The 17,981-nt window shown below is 42.0% G+C and carries 21 protein-coding genes, 1 pseudogene and 1 riboswitch; of the genes and pseudogenes, 9 read left to right on the forward strand and 13 right to left on the reverse strand.

The genetic code is table 11. The features are described from left to right. Nucleotides 1-9 precede the first annotated feature (9 nt). Both ACOOFG_RS08940 and ACOOFG_RS08945 read left to right on the forward strand, forming a co-directional pair. Complete coding sequence (locus ACOOFG_RS08940) at nucleotides 10-531, forward strand: hypothetical protein (protein WP_420421130.1); 522 nt, start codon at nucleotides 10-12, stop codon at nucleotides 529-531. Nucleotides 532-725: 194 nt separating this feature from the next. Next, a riboswitch (TPP riboswitch) is annotated at nucleotides 726-827 on the forward strand. Further along, nucleotides 819-2,081, forward strand: coding sequence for an MFS transporter (locus ACOOFG_RS08945; RefSeq protein ID WP_420421131.1), 1,263 nt, complete (start codon nucleotides 819-821; stop codon nucleotides 2,079-2,081). It overlaps the preceding riboswitch by 9 nt. Nucleotides 2,082-2,141: 60 nt before the next feature. Here ACOOFG_RS08945 and ACOOFG_RS08950 read toward each other — a convergent pair. The 4 genes and pseudogenes from ACOOFG_RS08950 to ACOOFG_RS08965 form a co-directional block, all read right to left on the reverse strand. Beyond that, nucleotides 2,142-2,468, reverse strand: a pseudogene (locus tag ACOOFG_RS08950) (nucleotide triphosphate diphosphatase NUDT15); the annotation flags it as partial. Nucleotides 2,469-2,477: 9 nt separating this feature from the next. Then, entirely contained in the window at nucleotides 2,478-3,044 is a 567-nt protein-coding gene (locus ACOOFG_RS08955; protein WP_420421132.1) for a biotin transporter BioY, read from the reverse strand. A gap of 78 nt (nucleotides 3,045-3,122) precedes the next feature. Next, nucleotides 3,123-4,502: a 30S ribosomal protein S12 methylthiotransferase RimO gene (rimO, locus tag ACOOFG_RS08960; RefSeq protein ID WP_420421133.1), complete on the reverse strand. Its 1,380-nt coding sequence runs from the start codon at nucleotides 4,500-4,502 to the stop codon at nucleotides 3,123-3,125. 68 nt (nucleotides 4,503-4,570) lie between these two features. Continuing rightward, complete coding sequence (locus tag ACOOFG_RS08965) at nucleotides 4,571-4,984, reverse strand: hypothetical protein (protein WP_420421134.1); 414 nt, start codon at nucleotides 4,982-4,984, stop codon at nucleotides 4,571-4,573. Between the two features lie 22 nt (nucleotides 4,985-5,006). On the opposite strand from ACOOFG_RS08965, the gene ACOOFG_RS08970 reads away from it, so the two are divergent. Together ACOOFG_RS08970 and ACOOFG_RS08975 are read left to right on the forward strand one after the other, a co-directional pair. Continuing rightward, complete coding sequence (locus ACOOFG_RS08970) at nucleotides 5,007-6,065, forward strand: transporter (protein ID WP_420421135.1); 1,059 nt, start codon at nucleotides 5,007-5,009, stop codon at nucleotides 6,063-6,065. Between the two features lie 99 nt (nucleotides 6,066-6,164). Beyond that, entirely contained in the window at nucleotides 6,165-7,325 is a 1,161-nt protein-coding gene (locus ACOOFG_RS08975; RefSeq protein ID WP_420421136.1) for a glycoside hydrolase family 5 protein, read from the forward strand. On the opposite strand, the gene ACOOFG_RS08980 is transcribed toward ACOOFG_RS08975, so the two are convergent. Continuing rightward, nucleotides 7,322-8,032 (reverse strand): dienelactone hydrolase family protein, encoded by a 711-nt coding sequence (locus ACOOFG_RS08980; RefSeq protein ID WP_420421137.1) that lies wholly within the window; start codon nucleotides 8,030-8,032, stop codon nucleotides 7,322-7,324. The genes ACOOFG_RS08975 and ACOOFG_RS08980 overlap by 4 nt on opposite strands. Before the next feature lie 101 nt (nucleotides 8,033-8,133). Here ACOOFG_RS08980 and ACOOFG_RS08985 point away from each other — a divergent pair, with 101 nt between their 5' ends. After that, a complete protein-coding gene (locus ACOOFG_RS08985) occupies nucleotides 8,134-8,781 on the forward strand; it encodes a pyridoxamine 5'-phosphate oxidase family protein (protein WP_420421138.1) in 648 nt (215 codons plus the stop codon). Here the strand turns inward: ACOOFG_RS08985 and ACOOFG_RS08990 are convergent. Next, entirely contained in the window at nucleotides 8,766-10,073 is a 1,308-nt protein-coding gene (locus tag ACOOFG_RS08990; RefSeq protein WP_420421139.1) for an extracellular solute-binding protein, read from the reverse strand. The genes ACOOFG_RS08985 and ACOOFG_RS08990 overlap by 16 nt on opposite strands. 162 nt (nucleotides 10,074-10,235) lie before the next feature. Between ACOOFG_RS08990 and ACOOFG_RS08995 the strand changes: the two genes are divergently transcribed. Both ACOOFG_RS08995 and ACOOFG_RS09000 read left to right on the forward strand, forming a co-directional pair. After that, nucleotides 10,236-11,375 carry an ATP-grasp domain-containing protein gene (locus ACOOFG_RS08995; RefSeq protein WP_420421140.1) on the forward strand — a complete coding sequence of 380 codons (1,140 nt, stop codon included), beginning with the start codon at nucleotides 10,236-10,238 and terminating at the stop codon, nucleotides 11,373-11,375. 313 nt (nucleotides 11,376-11,688) lie between these two features. Next, nucleotides 11,689-12,438, forward strand: coding sequence for an adenylate kinase (locus tag ACOOFG_RS09000; protein WP_420421141.1), 750 nt, complete (start codon nucleotides 11,689-11,691; stop codon nucleotides 12,436-12,438). Here the strand turns inward: ACOOFG_RS09000 and ACOOFG_RS09005 are convergent. After that, nucleotides 12,432-12,962, reverse strand: a complete 531-nt coding sequence (locus tag ACOOFG_RS09005) for a ferric reductase-like transmembrane domain-containing protein (RefSeq protein ID WP_420422684.1) — start codon at nucleotides 12,960-12,962, stop codon at nucleotides 12,432-12,434. The genes ACOOFG_RS09000 and ACOOFG_RS09005 overlap by 7 nt on opposite strands. A gap of 73 nt (nucleotides 12,963-13,035) precedes the next feature. Between ACOOFG_RS09005 and ACOOFG_RS09010 the strand changes: the two genes are divergently transcribed. Beyond that, nucleotides 13,036-13,680 (forward strand): phosphatase PAP2 family protein, encoded by a 645-nt coding sequence (locus ACOOFG_RS09010; protein ID WP_420421142.1) that lies wholly within the window; start codon nucleotides 13,036-13,038, stop codon nucleotides 13,678-13,680. Here ACOOFG_RS09010 and ACOOFG_RS09015 read toward each other — a convergent pair. Both ACOOFG_RS09015 and ACOOFG_RS09020 read right to left on the reverse strand, forming a co-directional pair. Then, the gene (locus tag ACOOFG_RS09015) at nucleotides 13,619-14,203 is read right to left on the reverse strand and encodes a hypothetical protein (RefSeq protein WP_420421143.1); all 585 of its coding nucleotides are present in this window, start codon (nucleotides 14,201-14,203) and stop codon (nucleotides 13,619-13,621) included. The genes ACOOFG_RS09010 and ACOOFG_RS09015 overlap by 62 nt on opposite strands. Then, nucleotides 14,200-14,862 (reverse strand): TrmH family RNA methyltransferase, encoded by a 663-nt coding sequence (locus ACOOFG_RS09020; protein WP_420421144.1) that lies wholly within the window; start codon nucleotides 14,860-14,862, stop codon nucleotides 14,200-14,202. The genes ACOOFG_RS09015 and ACOOFG_RS09020 overlap by 4 nt, the downstream gene beginning before the upstream one ends. 114 nt (nucleotides 14,863-14,976) lie before the next feature. On the opposite strand from ACOOFG_RS09020, the gene ACOOFG_RS09025 reads away from it, so the two are divergent. Then, complete coding sequence (locus tag ACOOFG_RS09025; RefSeq protein ID WP_420421145.1) at nucleotides 14,977-15,615, forward strand: CatB-related O-acetyltransferase; 639 nt, start codon at nucleotides 14,977-14,979, stop codon at nucleotides 15,613-15,615. Nucleotides 15,616-15,661: 46 nt separating this feature from the next. Here ACOOFG_RS09025 and ACOOFG_RS09030 read toward each other — a convergent pair whose 3' ends face one another. From ACOOFG_RS09030 to ACOOFG_RS09045, 4 genes are all read right to left on the reverse strand, one after another. After that, nucleotides 15,662-15,874 carry a DUF378 domain-containing protein gene (locus ACOOFG_RS09030; protein WP_420421146.1) on the reverse strand — a complete coding sequence of 71 codons (213 nt, stop codon included), beginning with the start codon at nucleotides 15,872-15,874 and terminating at the stop codon, nucleotides 15,662-15,664. A gap of 27 nt (nucleotides 15,875-15,901) precedes the next feature. Continuing rightward, on the reverse strand, nucleotides 15,902-16,102 hold the full coding sequence (locus tag ACOOFG_RS09035) for a DUF378 domain-containing protein (RefSeq protein WP_420421147.1): 201 nt from the start codon (nucleotides 16,100-16,102) through the stop codon (nucleotides 15,902-15,904). 122 nt (nucleotides 16,103-16,224) lie between these two features. After that, entirely contained in the window at nucleotides 16,225-16,848 is a 624-nt protein-coding gene (locus tag ACOOFG_RS09040) for an SET domain-containing protein-lysine N-methyltransferase (RefSeq protein WP_420421148.1), read from the reverse strand. Nucleotides 16,849-16,958: 110 nt separating this feature from the next. Then, nucleotides 16,959-17,843: a hypothetical protein gene (locus tag ACOOFG_RS09045; protein ID WP_420421149.1), complete on the reverse strand. Its 885-nt coding sequence runs from the start codon at nucleotides 17,841-17,843 to the stop codon at nucleotides 16,959-16,961. Nucleotides 17,844-17,981 lie beyond the last annotated feature (138 nt).

Below are 17,981 nucleotides of genomic sequence, written 5' to 3' on the forward strand. Positions count from 1 at the left end.
TTTAAAACAATGGAATTCAATTACGACAAACTTGCTGGAAGTGAAGAAACGCGCTCTCAACTCGAGCAGCTTTACGGTAAAAACTGGCAACAGGCACTTGAAGCAAAGTTTCAACATAAACTTCAGGCTTATTTCAAAAACACCAAACCCTACGAGCACTTATTCAACCCATCACATCGTCGCCTTTTAACGGGGTTTGGGCTACGTTATAATCCTTTTAAAAAGGATCTTCTTAAGAAAGTTGAATTTGGAAAAGAGAGTGTCTGCTCTGAATTCGCGACAAAGTCAGTCATGCAATGCTTCATGCAGTTGCAACATGAAGTCCAAGAGGACTGGAATAAATCCAAGAAAGCGCCTAAAGACCAAGAAGCTCCAAAACTTGAGCATCCCATCAACCCTTCAAGACGTCTTCACCGCATTACCCCACATGAAATGGTGAGAAAGCTACTAAGCACTGGGTTTGCGACTGAAGCAAAGCGTCCTGACATCATAGGAGATCTCATTCAATTCCATGACTTCAAACTCAAGTGATGACCTACGCACACTCATCTAAGATTTTTCTTTTTCCCACTTTGCCAGGAAGAAGTTTATCCCTACTTTCATCAAGTATGCGGTAAACTTCTTCCTGGCAAAGTGGGAAAAAGAAAAATCTATCTAAGCATCCCTAAGTCATCACTTAAGTTTCGACTTGAGCAAGTCATAGCTTCTATGTTAACTTAAATATCTAACAAACACAGGGGTGCCATTTATGGCTGAAAGGACACAGGGTCCAACCCTTATTACCTGATCTAGACAATACTAGCGTAGGGAGTGTCAAGATGAAAAAACCCACCTATTTTGTTGCCGCCTCCGTCGGTAATCTCTTTGAACATTACGATAAATTTTTATTCGCTTTTTTAGCGCCCTTTTTGGCGCCGATTTTCTTTAAGTCAGAATCACCTCTTCTCTCGTTGATTCTCACTTTTGGGATCATGCCACTCGGGATCCTTTCCCGCCCCTTAGGAGCACTCGTCTTTGGAAAGATGGGCGACCAACAAGGAAGAAAAAAAACTCTGACTATCACACTCATGGGAATGGCTGCCGTGACCTTTTTCATGGGCCTTTTACCCACCTACTCTCAAGTAGGATGGCTTGCGCCGCTGTTACTTACCCTTGCAAGACTGATGCAAAACTTTTTCGCAGCTGGTGAAGTAACCGGTGGAGCGCTACTTATTTTAGAACACTGTGACCCAAAAAAGAGAAGTCTCTTCAGTAGTCTCTACGATTGCTCTTGCGTTCTCGGTATTTTGATTGCATCGCTTTCTGTCACACTACTTGCGCAGTTTGGAGTCATTGAAAAAGCGTGGCGCTACCTGTACTTTGCTGGCGCAACAACTGCTTTTGTTGGCTTAGGCTTACGTCTCTTCATCCAGGAAGATTTCATCCTCAGAAAAAAAGCTCCCTCTACCTTGCCCCTAATCTGGCAACAAAAACGGCTTTTTCTCACTCTTTGTTTGGGAATGGGTTTTTCTTATGCCATTTACGAAAGTGCGACAACACTTCTGAATGGATACCTTCCCTTTGTGTCGCAACTGTCTCAAACCGATTCGGTTTGGATTGGAACGTCGATTCTCGTTTTAGATTTACTGTTGCTCCCCGTTTTTGGTTACATCGCCATGCGTATTTCGTACCAAAAAACGATCACCTTTTTCCTCATCCTGACAGCAACGATGAGTTTTCCCCTGTTTCATGCATTAAGTCATGCAGGCGGTCTAACAGTTACCATCGTTCGGGTGATCTTTGTGATTTTAGGAGTGGGATTTTCTGCTCCTCTTTACGCTTGGGCAGTAGAGCTTGTGCCAAAAGAATTTAGATATACATTGATTTCGCTTGCAACAGCAGTAGGGTCACAACTCTTTGGAGGGGGAGCCTGTGCGCTTAGCTTGTGGCTGTATCAGATAACTGGATGGGTCGGAGCCCCAGGAATTTACTTGGGAATTCTTGGCCTGTTGACTTTCTTTGCAGTCCAAAGGGTTTTCCCGGCTAAGTGCGTCCAATCGGCCCACCCCAAATTCATCGATCAGAGTTGTGAGCGGTGTTAAAAGTGGTGAGGGAAGCGCATCTAAAGTAAACCAGAACCAACCCTCACATTTTTCTGGTTCACAACAGATTGGGCTTCCTTCAAAATTTGTAATGAAGACAAATAATGTGATGTAGTGCTTGCCATCTGGAGCAATCACGTCGTTGGTGTAGGGACCGGGCATTAGCGAAAGGGCTTTCAAACTCGTTTCTTCTAAAAGCTCTCGAGTTGCGCAAACTTCAACAGTCTCACCATACTCGAGATGGCCACCAGGAGTGGACCATGCACCAGCACCATGAGACCCCTTCCGGCGTCCGAGAAGGATTTTTCCTTCTTTAAGAACCATTGATGAGATCCCCACACGAGGGGGATGCCCTTCATTTCTGAGAAGTTTAGGATCTATACCCATACTTCCGGATTATGCAAACTTCTTCTTAAAGCGCAAATAAAGTCCGCTCATTGATGTCGCTAAAATCAATTTAAACCCAGCAAGTGGGATAAAGGGAAGAACTCCCAAACTCAGAGCCATTTTCATTCCAATTAGTCTAGAGAGAAATAGGGCTCCAAGAGCGTAAATGATCAATTGGCCACAGAAAATCGAAAACATCACCCAAAGTGATGAGTCACTTTTCTTTTCTACAAGCGTTCCAATTACGTAAGATGCAATAGGAAATGCAACAAGGTAACCAGCAGTTGGACCAAAAATCCAAAGAGGGTTAGCGCCAGATGCTAAAACAGGAAGGCCAACAGTAGCCTGAACTAGGTAAAGAAGTCCGGCTAAGCCTGCATTTCTTCCACCAATCATCATCGCTAAGATAAAAACACCGAGTGTTTGAAGCGATAAAGGAACAGGTTGCATTGGAATGGTCACTTTCGCACAAAGGGCAAGAAAAAAGCTGCCTAATACAACTTGCAATAGTGACTTACAAAAAGAGCGTGTCTTCTCTGAGAAGACCGGAGTCGTTTCAATAAAAATATCCATCATTTCACCTCATGCGTGGAGATGCCCGGTATTATCCGCGTTTTGTATTTTTTGGCAAGTCACTAAAATTTTTAAAATCTTTTAAACAAGCGCTGCAGCACGACTCAAGACTGTCCCAACAAGGTCATACCCAGCAACATCGGTGATTTCGACGAGATACCGCTCTCCAAAGGCATCGACAGCCTCGGTATCATTTAAAATAACGATTCCGTCGATATCGGGACATTGCCCCCGATGACGCCCGACCATGAGTAGATCGGTTTCTGGATGGTACCCTTCGACCACCACTTCTAATGTTTTTCCCACTTGTTTTTTGAGCAGCTGATCAACGACCTTTTGCTGCACTTTTGCAAGGCGTTGTTGTCGTTTCTTTTTGACATCTTCTGGAACTTGGTTAGGAAGCGAAGCGGCAACGGAGCCAGGCTCTTGAGAGTATTGAAAAATACCTACTTGATCAAGAGGATATTGTTGAACAAACTCGACAAGTTCTTGGAACTGCTTGTCTGTCTCACCCGGAAATCCCACAATCAAACTTGTTCGAACTGAAATGTCTGGAATCTCCATGCGAAGCCACTGAAGCGTTTCAATGATTTGCTCTTTGGAAGTCGCTCGATGCATTGCCTTTAAAATGGTGTTATTCACATGTTGAATGGGCATGTCGAGGTAAGGGCAAATGCGCGGATCGCTTTTCATCAGCTTAATGAGTGGGAGTGTGATTTCATCAGGGTAAAGATAGAGAAGACGGAGCCAAAAATCACCTTCTTCTTTCAGAATTTCTTGCAAAACATGAATCAATCCCTCTGACCGTTTATAGCCATGATCTTTTCCCCAATCTCCCAAATCTTGAGCAATCAGAATGATTTCTTGCACACCTTGCTCACGGAGCAGTCGAAACTCTTTCAAGATCCGATCGACAGGTTTGCTCTTTAAAGGCCCTTTAATCGTCGGGATGATGCAATAAGCGCACCGTTTCCGACATCCTTCGGCAATTTTTAAGTAAGCAAAGTGATTTGGAGTGGAGATTTGACGCGGCACTTCTCCTGCCTCTAAGTAACTACGTGCATCAGTCACATGGCTACCATGAGTCGGTTCTTTGACAGCTTTCAAGATATTTTCGACATCACCCGAACCCAAAAAATAATCCACATTTGGATAATATTTTTTGATTTCCATTTCGTGCGTTTGCACCATGCAACCTGTCACAATCACACGAGCACCCTTTTTGCGTCCTTCAATTGCCTCTTCGACTGTTCCGAGAGACTCTTCCCTCGAAGCTTCAAGAAAGCCACAAGTATTAATAATGATATGATCGGCTTCTTCAAGATGAGGGATGATTTCATAACCAGCTTTGAGAAGAATGCCGAGCATGACCTCGGTATCGACTAGGTTTCGAGGACAGCCAAGGCTGATAAAGTGCATCTTATTGCCGCGATGCTGAAAGCGTGAAATGTTTTTTTGCATGGCAGCTATGATAACCGCCCAAAGGAGCTAATTGCAAGGGATTTTGAGCTCCTCCCTTTAAAGCAATTTTATGACTTCAAAGCTTCGAGGTCAGCTAACAGCTTTTGTTGGTTAGCATCATTGGGCTCTTTGATATAAGCTTTATAATCATCGGCGAGGGCTTGTTCTTGAGAAAGCTTCCCTTCTTTCAAACCTGCATGGGCTGTTTTATTCATGACATCCAATGCCTCGTCCATGACTTTTTTGAGCTGCTGTTTCTTGTGATATTCGACATTCGGCTTGCTGTACTCTTTGAGAGCATTTTCAAAAAGCTCAAAGCTTTTTTGATAGTCGTCTTGTAAATGTTGCGTTTCTTCAGGAGTTAATGGCTTTTCACCACCCGTACCTCCAACGCCGCTGATATCTTGCATTTTTTTCGCCTCATGCATTTTTTCTTTAGTATATTTTCCTTTTATGGGTAATATACTTTTTTTTGTAGCCAAAAACACAACCCCGGCACCTGAAATGAAAAAAAAGCTTCCATCCGCATTGCTCTTTTTGCTTCTTTTGACATCCTCTTTTATCCATGCGCAGTCTACCCCTACCCCTCCAGCTCATGAATATCCAACTCGTGCCGATATTCCACAAATTGATAAAGAGCTTGCTCAGGCACAAATGGACTTTGAAATCGCTAAAAAAATGTTCAACCCCTACTACGCTGGACCGTTGTTGACTCCCTCAGCGCATAACGTTCCTCCAGGCCACTTCAATATCCAGCCTTACATCTTCTTCACGTGCACTTTCGCAGAGTTCAACAACAATCGCCGCTCAGTTAATATCACCGACATCTGGCAACTCAAAGGGTCCTTTATTTTTCAAATGGGTCTGTTTAATTGGCTTGACTTCACTGCGACCTTCAATGGTGAGCAAAACTGGCAAGGTGGTCAAAGCTCTGGTAACTGGGGGGACACACAGCTTGAATTAGGGATTCAGCTCATGCGTGAGCAACCCTACCGGCCAGCTCTTCGAGTCACTGTGACTGAAAATATTCCAACTGGAAAGTATGAAAAGCTCAATCCGGCTAAAGCTGGCATCCAAGCGACCGGAACGGGTTCTTACTCTACGACTCTTTCGTTTAACATCACGAAAGTCATTTGGTGGGTGTCAACACACCCGTTTAGCTTCCGCGCTTCTTTCAACTATACAATTCCAACCCTCGTCTATGTTCAGGGATTCAACGCTTATGGCGGTGGATATGGAACACATGGGAAAGTGCGCCCTGGAAACAGCATTGCCATTGACACTTCAGTCGAACTTAGCTTCACCCAACACTGGGTTCTCGCGATCGACTTAGTCTATACCTATCAAAACCACTCCACATTTTCGGGTCACAAAGGGCGAACCGCAACTGGAGCTGTTGCATCAGTTGGAGCTCCTTCAAGTGATAACCTAAGCTGCGCACCAGCGATTGAATACAACCCGACTGAGTACATGGGTTTCTTAGCAGGAGTCTGGTTTACAATCACAGGCCGTAACTCCAGTGACTTTATTGCAGCTGTTTTAACAATGACCTACTTTTGGTAAGTGAAAATTCATATTAGCCATTTCATTGAGCTCATCACAAAACTCTTTAAGATGAATAGGTTTCAATTCATTCTTGCATTCAACTTGCTAACCAGTGTTATGAACAGCCTCGGTTTTGCTTCTATAAGCAAAATTGACTACTGGGAAACTCAACGTAAAGGAGCAAACTTCTTTAATCAAAACCCTTCGAGCGAATGGTTTACTGACGCAAAGAGAATTGGAATACAATTTGCACGATTGGCCCCAGATAAATGGAAGTGTGAAGAGAGAGATTTTTTAATTGGTAACGCTGACAAATTCACTTCAATAAATGAGCAAGATTTTAAGATGCTTAAGTCGGTCTTAGACGATGCTTTATCTAATGATGTTAAGATTGTTGTTACGCTTCTTTCATTACCTGGATCTCGATGGGCGCAAAACAATCAAGCTGAAGATGACCTGCGTATTTGGAAAGAAGAGAAATATCGTCAACAAGCCATTGAGTTTTGGACATCCTTAGCAGAACTTTTAAAAGACCACCAAGCAGTAGTTGGTTATAACATTTTAAACGAGCCACATCCAGAGAAGCTATTTGGACATGAAGATTTTAGTCAGATTGATTTCCAAAAATGGCACTCTTCGATTAAAGAAACTTTAGCCGACCTTAATCTTTTCTACAGAGATCTGGTCGAAGCTATTCGTCAAGTGGACAGGGCAACTCCAATTATCTTGGATACAGGCATGTATGCTACTCCTTGGGCTATTAGCTACCTGACACCGATTGAAGATGAAAAAGTACTCTACTCATTTCATATGTACGAACCCTACTCATATACCACAAGAAAAATCAATAAAGGACGCTTTTCCTACCCAGGAATCATTCCTATAAGTATTGGAAATTCTGAAACTAATTTGCCTCCTGTCCCCAACTTTTTTAATTGGGAATATGAGACTCTCAACCTTTTTTTGAAACCAATTGTAGAGTGGCAAGAAAAGCACCAGATTCCATCTCGACAAATATTAGTGGGTGAGTTTGGTTGTGATCGTGCTTCAAAAGGGGCGCAAAATTATCTTTCAGATCTTATTCAAATCTTCGATAACTATGGTTGGCATTGGGCCTTTTACTCTTTTCGAGAAGATTGCTGGGATAGAATGGATTACGAGTTAGGAACTTGCAACTTGCCCATTGAATATTGGGAAGCTGCCGAAAGAAACGCTTCTCTAGGTCCTTTCCGCCACGACAATGCTCTGTTTGACGTCATCAAAGACAAACTAAATTAAAGCACATCTCTAAAGAAATTGCACATGGTCTCCAAGGCTCTTTTTTCAGCAACAGGGGAGTACACAGTGCCCATGTCTGGATCGTTTGCAGCTGGATTTGTAAATGCATGAACCGTTTGCCCGTAGACATGAACTTGCCAATCCACTCCGGCTTCGGTCATCTCTTTTTCAAAGGCTAGAACTTGCTCAGGGGGAACCATTGGATCATCATGACCATGCAAAGCTAGAACTTTTGCTTTGATGGGAGGATTCTTTATTCCTTCTGGAGCCATAAGTAGACCGTGAAAACTGACAACGCCTTTGAGAGGTGCTCCACTGCGTGCGAGGTCTAAAGCGCAAAGCCCACCAAAACAAAACCCAATCGCTCCAAGACGACTGGTGTCGACCATCGGGTGATTGCGCGCCACTTGAAGTCCTGCTTGCATCCGATTTCGCAATAAAGTGCGGTCTGTCATAAATGGTTCCATAAGCTTAGCATTGACTTCTGGTCCACTTCCAAGAACTCCCTTCCCATACACGTCTAAAGCGCATCCTACAAGTCCGAGTTCTGCCACCCACTTCGCCTTATCACAAACAAAGTCATCTCGCCCACGCCAAGCATGAAAAATCAAAACACCCGGGCGTTTTTCTTGATTGGTATCATCGTAAGCAATAAATGCTTCAAGTGTTGCATCTTCATGGGAATATTCAACTAACTCTGTTTTCATCGCTACCTCTTATGAATCCTTAAAGTATGTAGGTTTAACAAATTGTAAAAAAAAGTCATACAATTTATGCTGGGAAAGTCAATGCAACGGAGGAGGAACTCATGCAAAGACTTATCATAGCTTTTTTCTGTCTCATTTTGCCTTTAACAACTCTAATTGCAAAAGAAAACCAAAACCCCATCTTGAAATCCAAACATTGGTTTGAAGAAGAAAAACAAAGAAGCGATCGCGGCTATCATCGCTTTGCGACTTTATCAACTGTCGGACCCGATGGCCATTCCTATTCTCGTATGATCGAAATCGTTGGCATGAGTCAAAAGAATGGAATCCTCTTTTTTACCCACCGCAGTACAGACAAAGCGCAACATCTATCAGTCAACCCTTACGCTGCACTCAACATTTGGCTACCCAAAACTCTCCGCCAAATTTCTATGAATGGCTCAGTAAAAGAAATGCCAACTGATATTGCAGAAAGATCTTGGAAAAGAATGCCTCGCTTTATGAAAATCACCTTTCTTGCATCAGAGCATAAAGGAGTACTTTCTTCTCCTGATGCTTTAGAAGAACGCAAAGAAAAGTTAGAAGAAGCCTATAAGGATCGTGAGATTCCTATGCCTGAGACTTTCGTAGGCTATCGACTCACACCAGATAGGGCGGTTTTCTATGAAATCAAACCACGTAGTTTTCCCGAGCGAGAGCTTGCAGAGCTCGAAGGGAATCAATGGATCATTTCTCAATTAGAACCGTAGTTTTGTTCAAATTCTTCAAGAAGCTGATTTCCTTCGTTTGCAGCTTGGTGCAAAGCGTCTTCGGAAGTCAGCTCGCCTGCTAAGGCTTTTTCTAGATAGTCGGTGATGAGATCGCGGATTTCGACATAGTTGCCAAAACGAGCTCCCCTTGAATAGGACGTTGGAGTCTTTTCCATGACCTCCAAGACCGCAATCTCATGAGCAGGATGGTCTTGATAAAAACCTCGTTTTTTCGTCAGGTAATAGGCTGCATCAGTGATAGGAAGGTAGCCTGTTGCTTGGTGCCAATTGGCTTGCACGGCTGGAGAGGACAAGTACTCAAAAAACTGAGCAATCGCTCGGTACTCACTTTCACTAAAACCCTGCATCACCCAAAAAGAAGCTCCACCAATATTGAGGTTATGAGTTGACTCAGCAAGATGAGGCCAATAAGGCATAAAACCGACCCCAATCTCAAAATCAGCAGCGCGATTTAAAAGAGGCAACCGGTTTGCTCCTTGCAATAGGATCGCGCACTGCCCGTCTGTAAACTTTTGCTCCGGTTCAGCAGTATAACGCCCACTGTAAGAGAAAAGACCGCTTTGTTGCCATTCAACAAGCTTTTGCCAATGGAAGGTTTGCCCTTCTTGATCAAAGATCAAACGGCCACTTAAACTTTTAAACCCATTTTCCTCGGTTCCAAAAGGAATGTCATGCCAAGAAGACAAATGCTCTAAGTGATAGGCAGCTGGCCACGCAGTTGTGAATCCTTGGTACCCTGCAGCAATCAGTTTCTCTCCCATCTCTTCGAGTTCAAGCCATGTTCGTGGCGGACGCTCGGGATCAAGCCCTGCTTGTCGAAAAGCTTCTTTATTGTAAAACAGAATTCCCGTTGAAGCATTCCATGGAAGAGAAAGTAGCTCTTCCTCGAAATTGGAATAAAAGTGACGCACGATGTCGATGTAAACATAGGGGTCGAAGTTGTGGTAATAATCTTTCATGATTGTTTCAACAGGAACATACCTGTTAAAATCTAGCATCATAGACAGTGTGGCTACTTCATAGACTTGCAAAAGATGTGGAGGATGGCCTTCATCGAAAGATCGAACTCCCTCTTCATAGGTCTGTTTGTAGTTTCCTTTATAGACGGGGATGACCTGATGCGTCTCTAAGTGGTGATTGAAATCAGCAACAATTTCCAAAAATTTTTCTTCAAGAAACCCTTCGAACGCATGCCACAAATAGATTTCCTGCGCTCTAATGCACAAAGGTAGAAAAAGGAAGAGAACTGAAACTAATAGAGCATTTTTCATCGTTTTCCCTGTAGAAAGAATAGAAATCATAACAGATTTCGCATTTAAGGATTGAGAAAAATTTTTCTCTGATTATAGTGAAGGTTTAGACATCTAATAACATGGTAGGTCACCATTTCTAATAAGAGAATATTATTCACTGGTGGACGTTGGATCCCCACCTTGGATTTAGCTCGCCGTTTTTATGAAAAAGGACACACTGTCTTCACGGCGGATTCGACACGTTTTCACATTTGTCGTTTCTCAAAAGCGGTTAAGAAAAATTTTATTGTTCCCAGCCCCCGCTTCGAACCCAAAAAGTTTATTGACCGCCTTATAGAGATCGTCGAAAAAGAAAAAATTGATCTGATCATCCCCACTTTTGAAGAGATCTTTTGCTTTTCGAAAGAGCTCGACCGTTTTCCTAAGTCTTGTAAGATCTTCAGCGCCTCCTTTGAAGCACTTGATCAACTTCACAACAAGTGGCTCTTCAACGAAAAGCTGCACAAAATGGGAGTGACGGCCCCCAAGTCCTATTTAGTCCAAACTAAGGAAGATTTAGAAACACTTCCTTTGGAATTTCCATATATTCTCAAACCTTGCTATTCGCGCGCTGCTCAGAAGGTCATCAAAATTCAAGACAAAAAAGAGCTCGAAAACGTGAAGATCGACCCCCACAACCCCTGGGTAGCTCAAGAGTGGCTCAGAGGGAAAAAGCTCTGTACATATAGCATTGCAAATCAGGGAAAACTCACGGCTCATGCAGTCTATCCGCTGCAATTTTCAATCGACGATAGCTCGTGCTTAAACTTTGAAGCCATCGAACACCCAGCTATCGAAGAGTGGGTGAAAAACTTTGTTGAGAAAGAAAAGTTCACAGGTCAAGTGGGCTTTGATTTCATTCAACTAGACGATGGAAGTCTTTACCCTATTGAGTGCAACCCCAGATCGACAAGTGGGCTTCATTTATTCCGCAACGAAGATAACCTCCCCCTAGCCTTTTTCAATGAAACCCCTCAATTGATCAAGCCCAAGACTGGCTTTTCTAAACAAGTCGCAGTGGGTATGCTCCTCTATGGCTGGAAGACAAAACACCCTCAAAAAACCTACACTCAATTCATTAAAAAACTTATCAGCGTCGAAGATGTCATTTTTTCTCGACACGATTTAAGTCCTTTTCTCATCCAACCCTTTTTATTCATTACCTATATTGTCCGCTGCCTCAAATTGCGGATGCGTATCCCCTCGATGTTCACCTTTGACATCGATTGGAATGGGGAAGCTCATAACATGCACGAGCAAGTGAACTACAAACTCGACTAAAAAGATTTTTAGTGACATAGTCTCATTAGATAGTGTCGTCATACTATCTATGCGTCAAGCACCGTTTTGAAATTCATTTGATGAGGCTTATGCAATGAAAAGAAAAGTTGTCAATCCCGATATTCAACAAAAAAAAACGTCAGCAAGCTATTGAAAAAGAGCAGGAGCGTGATCTTAAGAAAGAGCTCGATGAGGAACGGTCCACATACCCAAAAAAAATTCCCAAGGAGCACCCTAAAACCGGCCACAAATAATCATGACCTATGTTATACTTGGGCGGCATCTTTCCGAAAACAAGTTTAACAAGGATTTCATGAAAAGGATTCTTTTTTCTATGTTTATAAGCAGTTTTTTAGCACTTGCAACCATCTTGGTTCCCCCTCTCCATGCGGGAGAGAAAAATCCTAAGCAGGAAACACGCGTACTCATCATGCTTGGACCTCCTGGAGCTGGAAAAGGAACTCAGGCTGCTGTCATTCGCGACACTCTGAAGATCCCCCACATCTCAACAGGAGATCTGTTGCGTGAAAATAAAAAGCAAGGAACTGAGCTCGGGAAAAAAGCGCAAGCTTATATGGATAAGGGACAACTGGTTCCTGATCATCTCATTCTCGACATGCTTTTTGCTCGTGTTTCACAAGAAGATTGTAATAAAGGATATATCCTTGATGGGTTTCCTCGTACACTCGCTCAAGCTAAGGCTTATGATGAGCGGCTAGGAACAAGCTCAAAGGTGATTGCAATCAACCTCGATATCGCAGATGAAGAGATTGTTGATCGTTTGACGAATCGTATGGTTTGCTCTTCTTGTAGTACTCCCTATCACCTCATTCATTTTCCTCCCAAAAAGAAAATGACATGTGATAGCTGCCAAGGAAAACTCATGCAGCGAGCAGACGACACTGAGAAAGTCGTCCGCAACCGACTTGATGTTTACCATCAGCAGACAGAACCGTTAATTTCTTATTATGAAGATCAAAAGACACTACAAACTGTTGTGTGTAACCAATCAAAAGACAAAATCACAAAAGAGATTTTGTCCATTTTGAGACAAAACTACTGATTTCTTCGAACAAAGAAATAACAACTTATCTGGATGCAGACAAGTGGGAGAATGAGAACGGACGCATAAAATGGCGACTTCAAGTAAACATGGATAAATACCGCGATCTCTCCCACATAAATCAAACGGTGGAGTCTTTTCCAGTTTCGATACCCCATTTTCTTGATGCTCCAATCATTACTAGTGATTGCGAGTGAGAGCAAGATCAAAAAGGCAACAAGTCCTGGAAGCACCACAGGGTGCAAAAAGTAATGGGGATCAAACCACCCCTTTTTTTCGATTGCTCGCATGATAAAACAAAAGAAGTGAAAGCAGGCATAAAAGAAAACTGCCAACCCAATTTCTCGACGGAAACGATTGAAAAATTTAATGAAATTCCATTTTGGAAAGAAACGATTGAGAGGAGAAAGAATCAAGCTGAAGATGAGCATGGAAAGGGTAATAAAACCCGAATGGATGAGAAGCTTTTTCCATGTTTTTGCTCCCCACGTCCCGAACAAAACCGGAATGAGCAAGAAAATCACTGCCGGCAATACTAACGCACCTTCTGTTAGATATTTCTTTACCCTTTTTTCCATTTCAAATATGGGTTAAATTATGAACCTAAAATCCAAAGCTTTTCTCACTTCTCTCCTGATTGTTTTCTCAATGACCGTTCTTCTCGTATTTCTCTGCTACTTCTTTGTGGATCGAGAAGTTTCAACTTGGGTCTATGAGAAAAAACTGCATCACTTTGCTTTTCTCAATTGGTTTGCTGAAATTGCAAAGTATATCAATGCTATTGCGTCCTTAAGCTTGATCTACTTTGGGGTCAAGCGACTTTGGAAAAAAGGGAAGATAACCGAGCAAGCACTTTTAGCTACAGCACTTTCTTCTATTTTTGCCAGTGTGATTACGGATTCTTCAAAAGCTTTTTTTGGTCGTTACTGGCCAGAAACTTGGATCCAAAACAACCCTTCTTGGATCCAGAACAAAGTGTATGGCTTTAATTTTTTCCATGTAGGTTGGGGTTATTTCTCCTTTCCATCAGGGCATACAGCCATCATTGTTGCTGTAGGAACGATGATTTGGCTTGCTTTTCCCAAATGGCGCCTTTTAAGCCTCCTTCTCATCATCTTAGAAGTGATAGGTCTCATTGGGATGAACTTCCACTTCGTTGGTGATGTTGTAGGTGGAGCCTTTATTGGTTGGCTAGTCGCTCTTTTTGTTCATCACTATGTAGTCCCCACTCGTGCATCATAGTATCGATGATTGTCGGATCAATGGGATAAAGATAAGCTGAAAATGTGGCAAAATATTTAGCTTCTTCACCTTCATCATCTTTGAAAAAGATACGCGCTTTAGACACAATTGCCCCATTATCCAGCTGAGTATTTTCCACTCTAACAATCACTCCTCCATCGGCGTCAAACTTTAAACACTCCCGAAACTCTGTCCAATCCCAAGGAAACCCAACAATTTCTCCTTCACCAAAAAATTCAGACTCGGGATTTGAAATTAAAAACTCATTAGGGTCATCTTGAGGAACAGCTATATGTTGAAAGCTAAAAGTACCCTCGTCAGGAGACACTAAAAGGCAAGAATCGACGATGAGACTGTCATTGTCTGAGCTAGACCGTTTCAGAAAAAAAATCCCAAAGTGCTCAGGGGTATTTTCGTGAAGATATTGACACTTCATCTCTCCCATATAAAAAGCTTCCTTTTCGACTTCACCCCATATAAAAGGTTGAAGGACAAGCGCAAACATCAATAGCATTTTTTTCATTCTCTACTCCTTTGTAAAATATCGTGGGCGACCTTGATCCCAATAGATCGAACATAATAGCGAGCTTTCTCTTCTAGTTGCTCCTCTTGACTCAAATCCCCATCTGTTTTGCCTCGCATCATTTGGTATAAACTTAAACTAGCAGACACCGATAAATTAAAGCTCTCGACCATCCCAACCATTGGAATACGATACAAAAGATCGCACATTTCCTTAGCCTTTGGAGTCAGCCCTTTTCTTTCATTTCCAAAAAGCAAGCAAAGTGGACGATCTTGTGGAAGTTCTTCTAATGTAAGTTCTCCATCAAGCGATGCTCCAGCTATGGTAAACCCTAGCATTTTTAAACGAAACGCCTCGAGAGTCTCATGCCGCTGAAGATGAATCCATCTTGAACTCCCCCGCATCGTCGCCTTGCCCTGCCCTTTGACAAGCTGAGCATCAATGAGATGAAATTGATAAACCCCAAGAGCTTCTCCTGTCCTTGTAACAGCTAGCGCATTGTGAATATCGGCTGGGGACTCTAAGGCCACTTGCACCCCTTTCACCCGCCTCAGAAGGACTTGATCGATCCGTATTTTTCTCTCTTCAGTTAGAAAAAAGCTAAGTATCTCGACGATTTTTTCGGGGGAATGTTTTGTTAAGAGGTCTTCAAGCTGCATTCCATCACAATGGGTTAAGCAGTAACCTTAGGATCTGAAAGCAATTAAAACAAGTTGAAAAAATCAAATCTTCTCGCTATGCATTATAGGAAATAGTGCAACAGTGAGACGCAAATGATCGCAGGTCCTGACCCAAACGAAAAGTTTCCAGTTAAGTCACTTGGAAGCAAACTCTGTTTTGTGAAAAATGTTCTCACTTTAGAAAACTGTACTATTGGTGACTACACTTACTACTACGACCCTCTTGGAGCTGAAAAATTTGAAGATCGGTGCATCATCAACATGTTTGAACACAAAAAGACCCACCTTAAGATTGGGAAATTCACTTGTATTGATCCTCGCTCTCTTTTCGTTTTAGACAGAGCCTACCGTAAGCTCAAGGGAACCTCTTCCTACCCCTTCCAACTATTTGAGGAAAGTTGGAAAGACATAGGAGATTGTGGCACTGTTGCTTGGTGCGGAAATGTAGAAGTTGGCAATGATGTTTTTGTGGGAGCTCACTTAATATTAATTCCTGGAGCCAAGCTCGGAGACGGGGTCATACTCGCCCCAAACTCTACAGTGATTGATGAAATCCCACCTTATACAATGGCCGCTGGCTCGCCAGCAAAACCCATTCGAAAGAGATTCAAACCACGTATTGTAGAAGAACTCCTCACGATTCGTTGGTGGGACTGGGATATAGAAAAAATTACCCGGAATATCGCCGCCATCCAAGGCACAGATATCGAGCTTTTGAAACATGCAAAATGATTCGAAACCTCTTTCCACTCCTTAAGAGGTCCCGAACCATGAATTATTATCGCTTTGCGCCTTTCTTCTTCTTGCTGTTTTTCCAAGCAATTACATGATAAATCATCGATAAACCGAAGATCACGTAAACGATTCGAATGATCCACTCGCGATCAAATACATAAGTCACTAGATTTAGACGATATAGTCCGATAAACCCCCAGACGATACCACCAATTACCAGCAAAAGAATGGCTAAACTATCAAGCTTCTTTAGCATTTTTTGATTCCTCCAAATATACTAACTTTATTTCCAACGTTTTTGGATAGACTTCCAGCCCACAGCTTGATAAATCGCAGCGGCACCGATTAGAACGTAAATCAAACGGTCTAACCAAGTTCTACCAACAAAATATTCGACAAGATTGAACTCAAAAAGACCGATCAATCCCCAGTTTAACCCCCCTAGACAGAGCAAGAAACAAACAAGAATATCTAATTTTCTCATGGATATAACTCCTACAACAGATCTATTTGTCCTAAACCCCTAATTAATCAATTAAGATCTTTATGTAAAGAGATAGAAGTAATTTTTTACATAATTACTTTAATAATATGATTTTTATCTAATTACAAAGAAACAAAGTCTCGCTCAGACCAGTATTCATCACCGTATGAATAAAGGAGCTGTCGCCCTTTTTTGACTCCAAAGCGCCCCGTCGTAAAGACAACCCTAGGCCCCTCATCGATATAATGCTCCCAAGGAATGACGTTTGTCGCTCCTTTTGTGGGATCTCCATGGTTCATGAAGCGAGTCCAGTTGCCCTTGTTCATGGCATCAATCGAATAGGTCTTATAATCTGAGAAAGAAAAAGTGCTATCATGGTCAGGGTCAATGTCGTCATCGAGCATCAAAACTCCTGTATATTGATGCAACGTAGAATAAGGAGGAATGTCTTCAGTTGCAAAGACTCCATATCCTACTTTTGGACTAATGTAGCGGATGGTGACACGTCGGCAATACCGCTCGTCAGTCCCATCAATTTCGAGCTGACGAAAAAAAGCATCAAGTCTGTCGCCACGGTATTCAGAAATGATTGGTTTAGCTTTTGGAAGAAAACGTTTCCACGAACGTTTAAAACGATCTGCAACTTTTGAATCGACTTCAACATCATTTAAATATTGAATCTGAGTTTTGATTCCAAATCTTTCTTGAAAAACCACGTCATACCCTTTGCGTAATACTTTAGTCATACTTACGCTATTATTCTAATTAATTTAAAAGAGCAAGCAGGAATTAAACAAAATACAAAGACGGAATCTGACTTAAAAATTTTACAAACAAACGAAGGTCTTGATTTGGATTAAATGAGTTCTTCGAGAACGTTTAAAGAACGGAAAAGAATTGCACCATCTTTTGAATGGCGATCGATCAATTCTCGGTTAAGAGTCGAAAGATTCCAATAGATCTTCACAATCTCTTCGCGACATGGAATGATTTCAGGGTCCAATAAAAATGGAATCAGTCGCTTTAACATGAATTCATTGATGCTGTATGCAGCTTTTTGACAAAGCTTCACATCAGAAAGGTCTAAAGAGCCCTCTTGATAGTTAAGAAGATTGTGATAAATACGATCACTAGTGATCAAATTGAAGATAAAGTGCTTCACTAAAGTCACGATACCTTCTTCTAATGCTCCATCATAATCGAGAGGATCAAGTGTTTCTTTCACCTTCACAATTTTTTTCAGAAGCTCGCGCATTGCTTCGCGCAACTCAGGAGTTTTTAAATGATACATTGCGGGAATCAGATACCGATCAAAAAAAGCTAATAGATCTCTAATAAATTGACGGGATTTCTCTTCCTTAAGATTGTCCCGACTTAGCTCGGAAATCTGCTTCGTTAAGACATGCTCAAAAGTCTTCTCAATCAGAGGATGAATAGATTTTTTGAAGGGTTCGAGTTTATGAGAAAGAGCATCGATCTGACGCGAGATGGGCGCGCTATCGTAATTGTGTGCCATGAATTGACAGCTGATGCGACCTAAGCGTTCTTTCAGTTGCCCATACTGCTCAATATCAATTTTAGACAGCTTTGTAGGAACATGATCGACAGCCTCTTTCACGAGTTTTTCAATGAGTAAAAGGTTCCATTCTCCAACCGCACGGTTGGAGCTCGCGTAGCAAACCCTATCTGGGTCAAGCTTCAGCAACGTAGATAAACACTTTTTCTCAGCTAAATCACTCATAATAGATTCTCCTAATCTAATTATAATGATTTCTTAATAAAGAATCTACAATTTGTAAAAATATTTTTTAAGTTTAAAGCTCTATCTGTTAGATAATTGTGAATAAATATTTAAGTTATTTATATTGAATCATTTGTG

The organism is Simkania sp. (assembly GCF_965215465.1).
Lineage (GTDB): Bacteria > Chlamydiota > Chlamydiia > Chlamydiales > Simkaniaceae > Simkania.

Excerpts from the sequence above, each read along its gene's own strand:
- ACOOFG_RS09035 (WP_420421147.1), bottom strand. The coding sequence starts at position 16,102 with ATGAGAAAATTAGATATTCTTGTTTGTTTCTTGCTCTGTCTAGGGGGG.
- ACOOFG_RS08945 (WP_420421131.1), top strand. The coding sequence starts at position 819 with ATGAAAAAACCCACCTATTTTGTTGCCGCCTCCGTCGGTAATCTCTTT.
- ACOOFG_RS08940 (WP_420421130.1), top strand. The coding sequence starts at position 10 with ATGGAATTCAATTACGACAAACTTGCTGGAAGTGAAGAAACGCGCTCT.
- ACOOFG_RS09015 (WP_420421143.1), bottom strand. The coding sequence starts at position 14,203 with ATGAAAAAAATGCTATTGATGTTTGCGCTTGTCCTTCAACCTTTTATA.
- ACOOFG_RS09045 (WP_420421149.1), bottom strand. The coding sequence starts at position 17,843 with ATGAGTGATTTAGCTGAGAAAAAGTGTTTATCTACGTTGCTGAAGCTT.
- ACOOFG_RS08970 (WP_420421135.1), top strand. The coding sequence starts at position 5,007 with ATGAAAAAAAAGCTTCCATCCGCATTGCTCTTTTTGCTTCTTTTGACA.
- ACOOFG_RS09025 (WP_420421145.1), top strand. The coding sequence starts at position 14,977 with ATGATCGCAGGTCCTGACCCAAACGAAAAGTTTCCAGTTAAGTCACTT.
- ACOOFG_RS09030 (WP_420421146.1), bottom strand. The coding sequence starts at position 15,874 with ATGCTAAAGAAGCTTGATAGTTTAGCCATTCTTTTGCTGGTAATTGGT.
- ACOOFG_RS09010 (WP_420421142.1), top strand. The coding sequence starts at position 13,036 with ATGAACCTAAAATCCAAAGCTTTTCTCACTTCTCTCCTGATTGTTTTC.
- ACOOFG_RS08955 (WP_420421132.1), bottom strand. The coding sequence starts at position 3,044 with ATGATGGATATTTTTATTGAAACGACTCCGGTCTTCTCAGAGAAGACA.
- ACOOFG_RS08985 (WP_420421138.1), top strand. The coding sequence starts at position 8,134 with ATGCAAAGACTTATCATAGCTTTTTTCTGTCTCATTTTGCCTTTAACA.
- ACOOFG_RS09040 (WP_420421148.1), bottom strand. The coding sequence starts at position 16,848 with ATGACTAAAGTATTACGCAAAGGGTATGACGTGGTTTTTCAAGAAAGA.
- ACOOFG_RS09000 (WP_420421141.1), top strand. The coding sequence starts at position 11,689 with ATGAAAAGGATTCTTTTTTCTATGTTTATAAGCAGTTTTTTAGCACTT.
- ACOOFG_RS09020 (WP_420421144.1), bottom strand. The coding sequence starts at position 14,862 with ATGCAGCTTGAAGACCTCTTAACAAAACATTCCCCCGAAAAAATCGTC.
- ACOOFG_RS08975 (WP_420421136.1), top strand. The coding sequence starts at position 6,165 with ATGAACAGCCTCGGTTTTGCTTCTATAAGCAAAATTGACTACTGGGAA.
- rimO (WP_420421133.1), bottom strand. The coding sequence starts at position 4,502 with ATGCAAAAAAACATTTCACGCTTTCAGCATCGCGGCAATAAGATGCAC.
- ACOOFG_RS08990 (WP_420421139.1), bottom strand. The coding sequence starts at position 10,073 with ATGAAAAATGCTCTATTAGTTTCAGTTCTCTTCCTTTTTCTACCTTTG.
- ACOOFG_RS08980 (WP_420421137.1), bottom strand. The coding sequence starts at position 8,032 with ATGAAAACAGAGTTAGTTGAATATTCCCATGAAGATGCAACACTTGAA.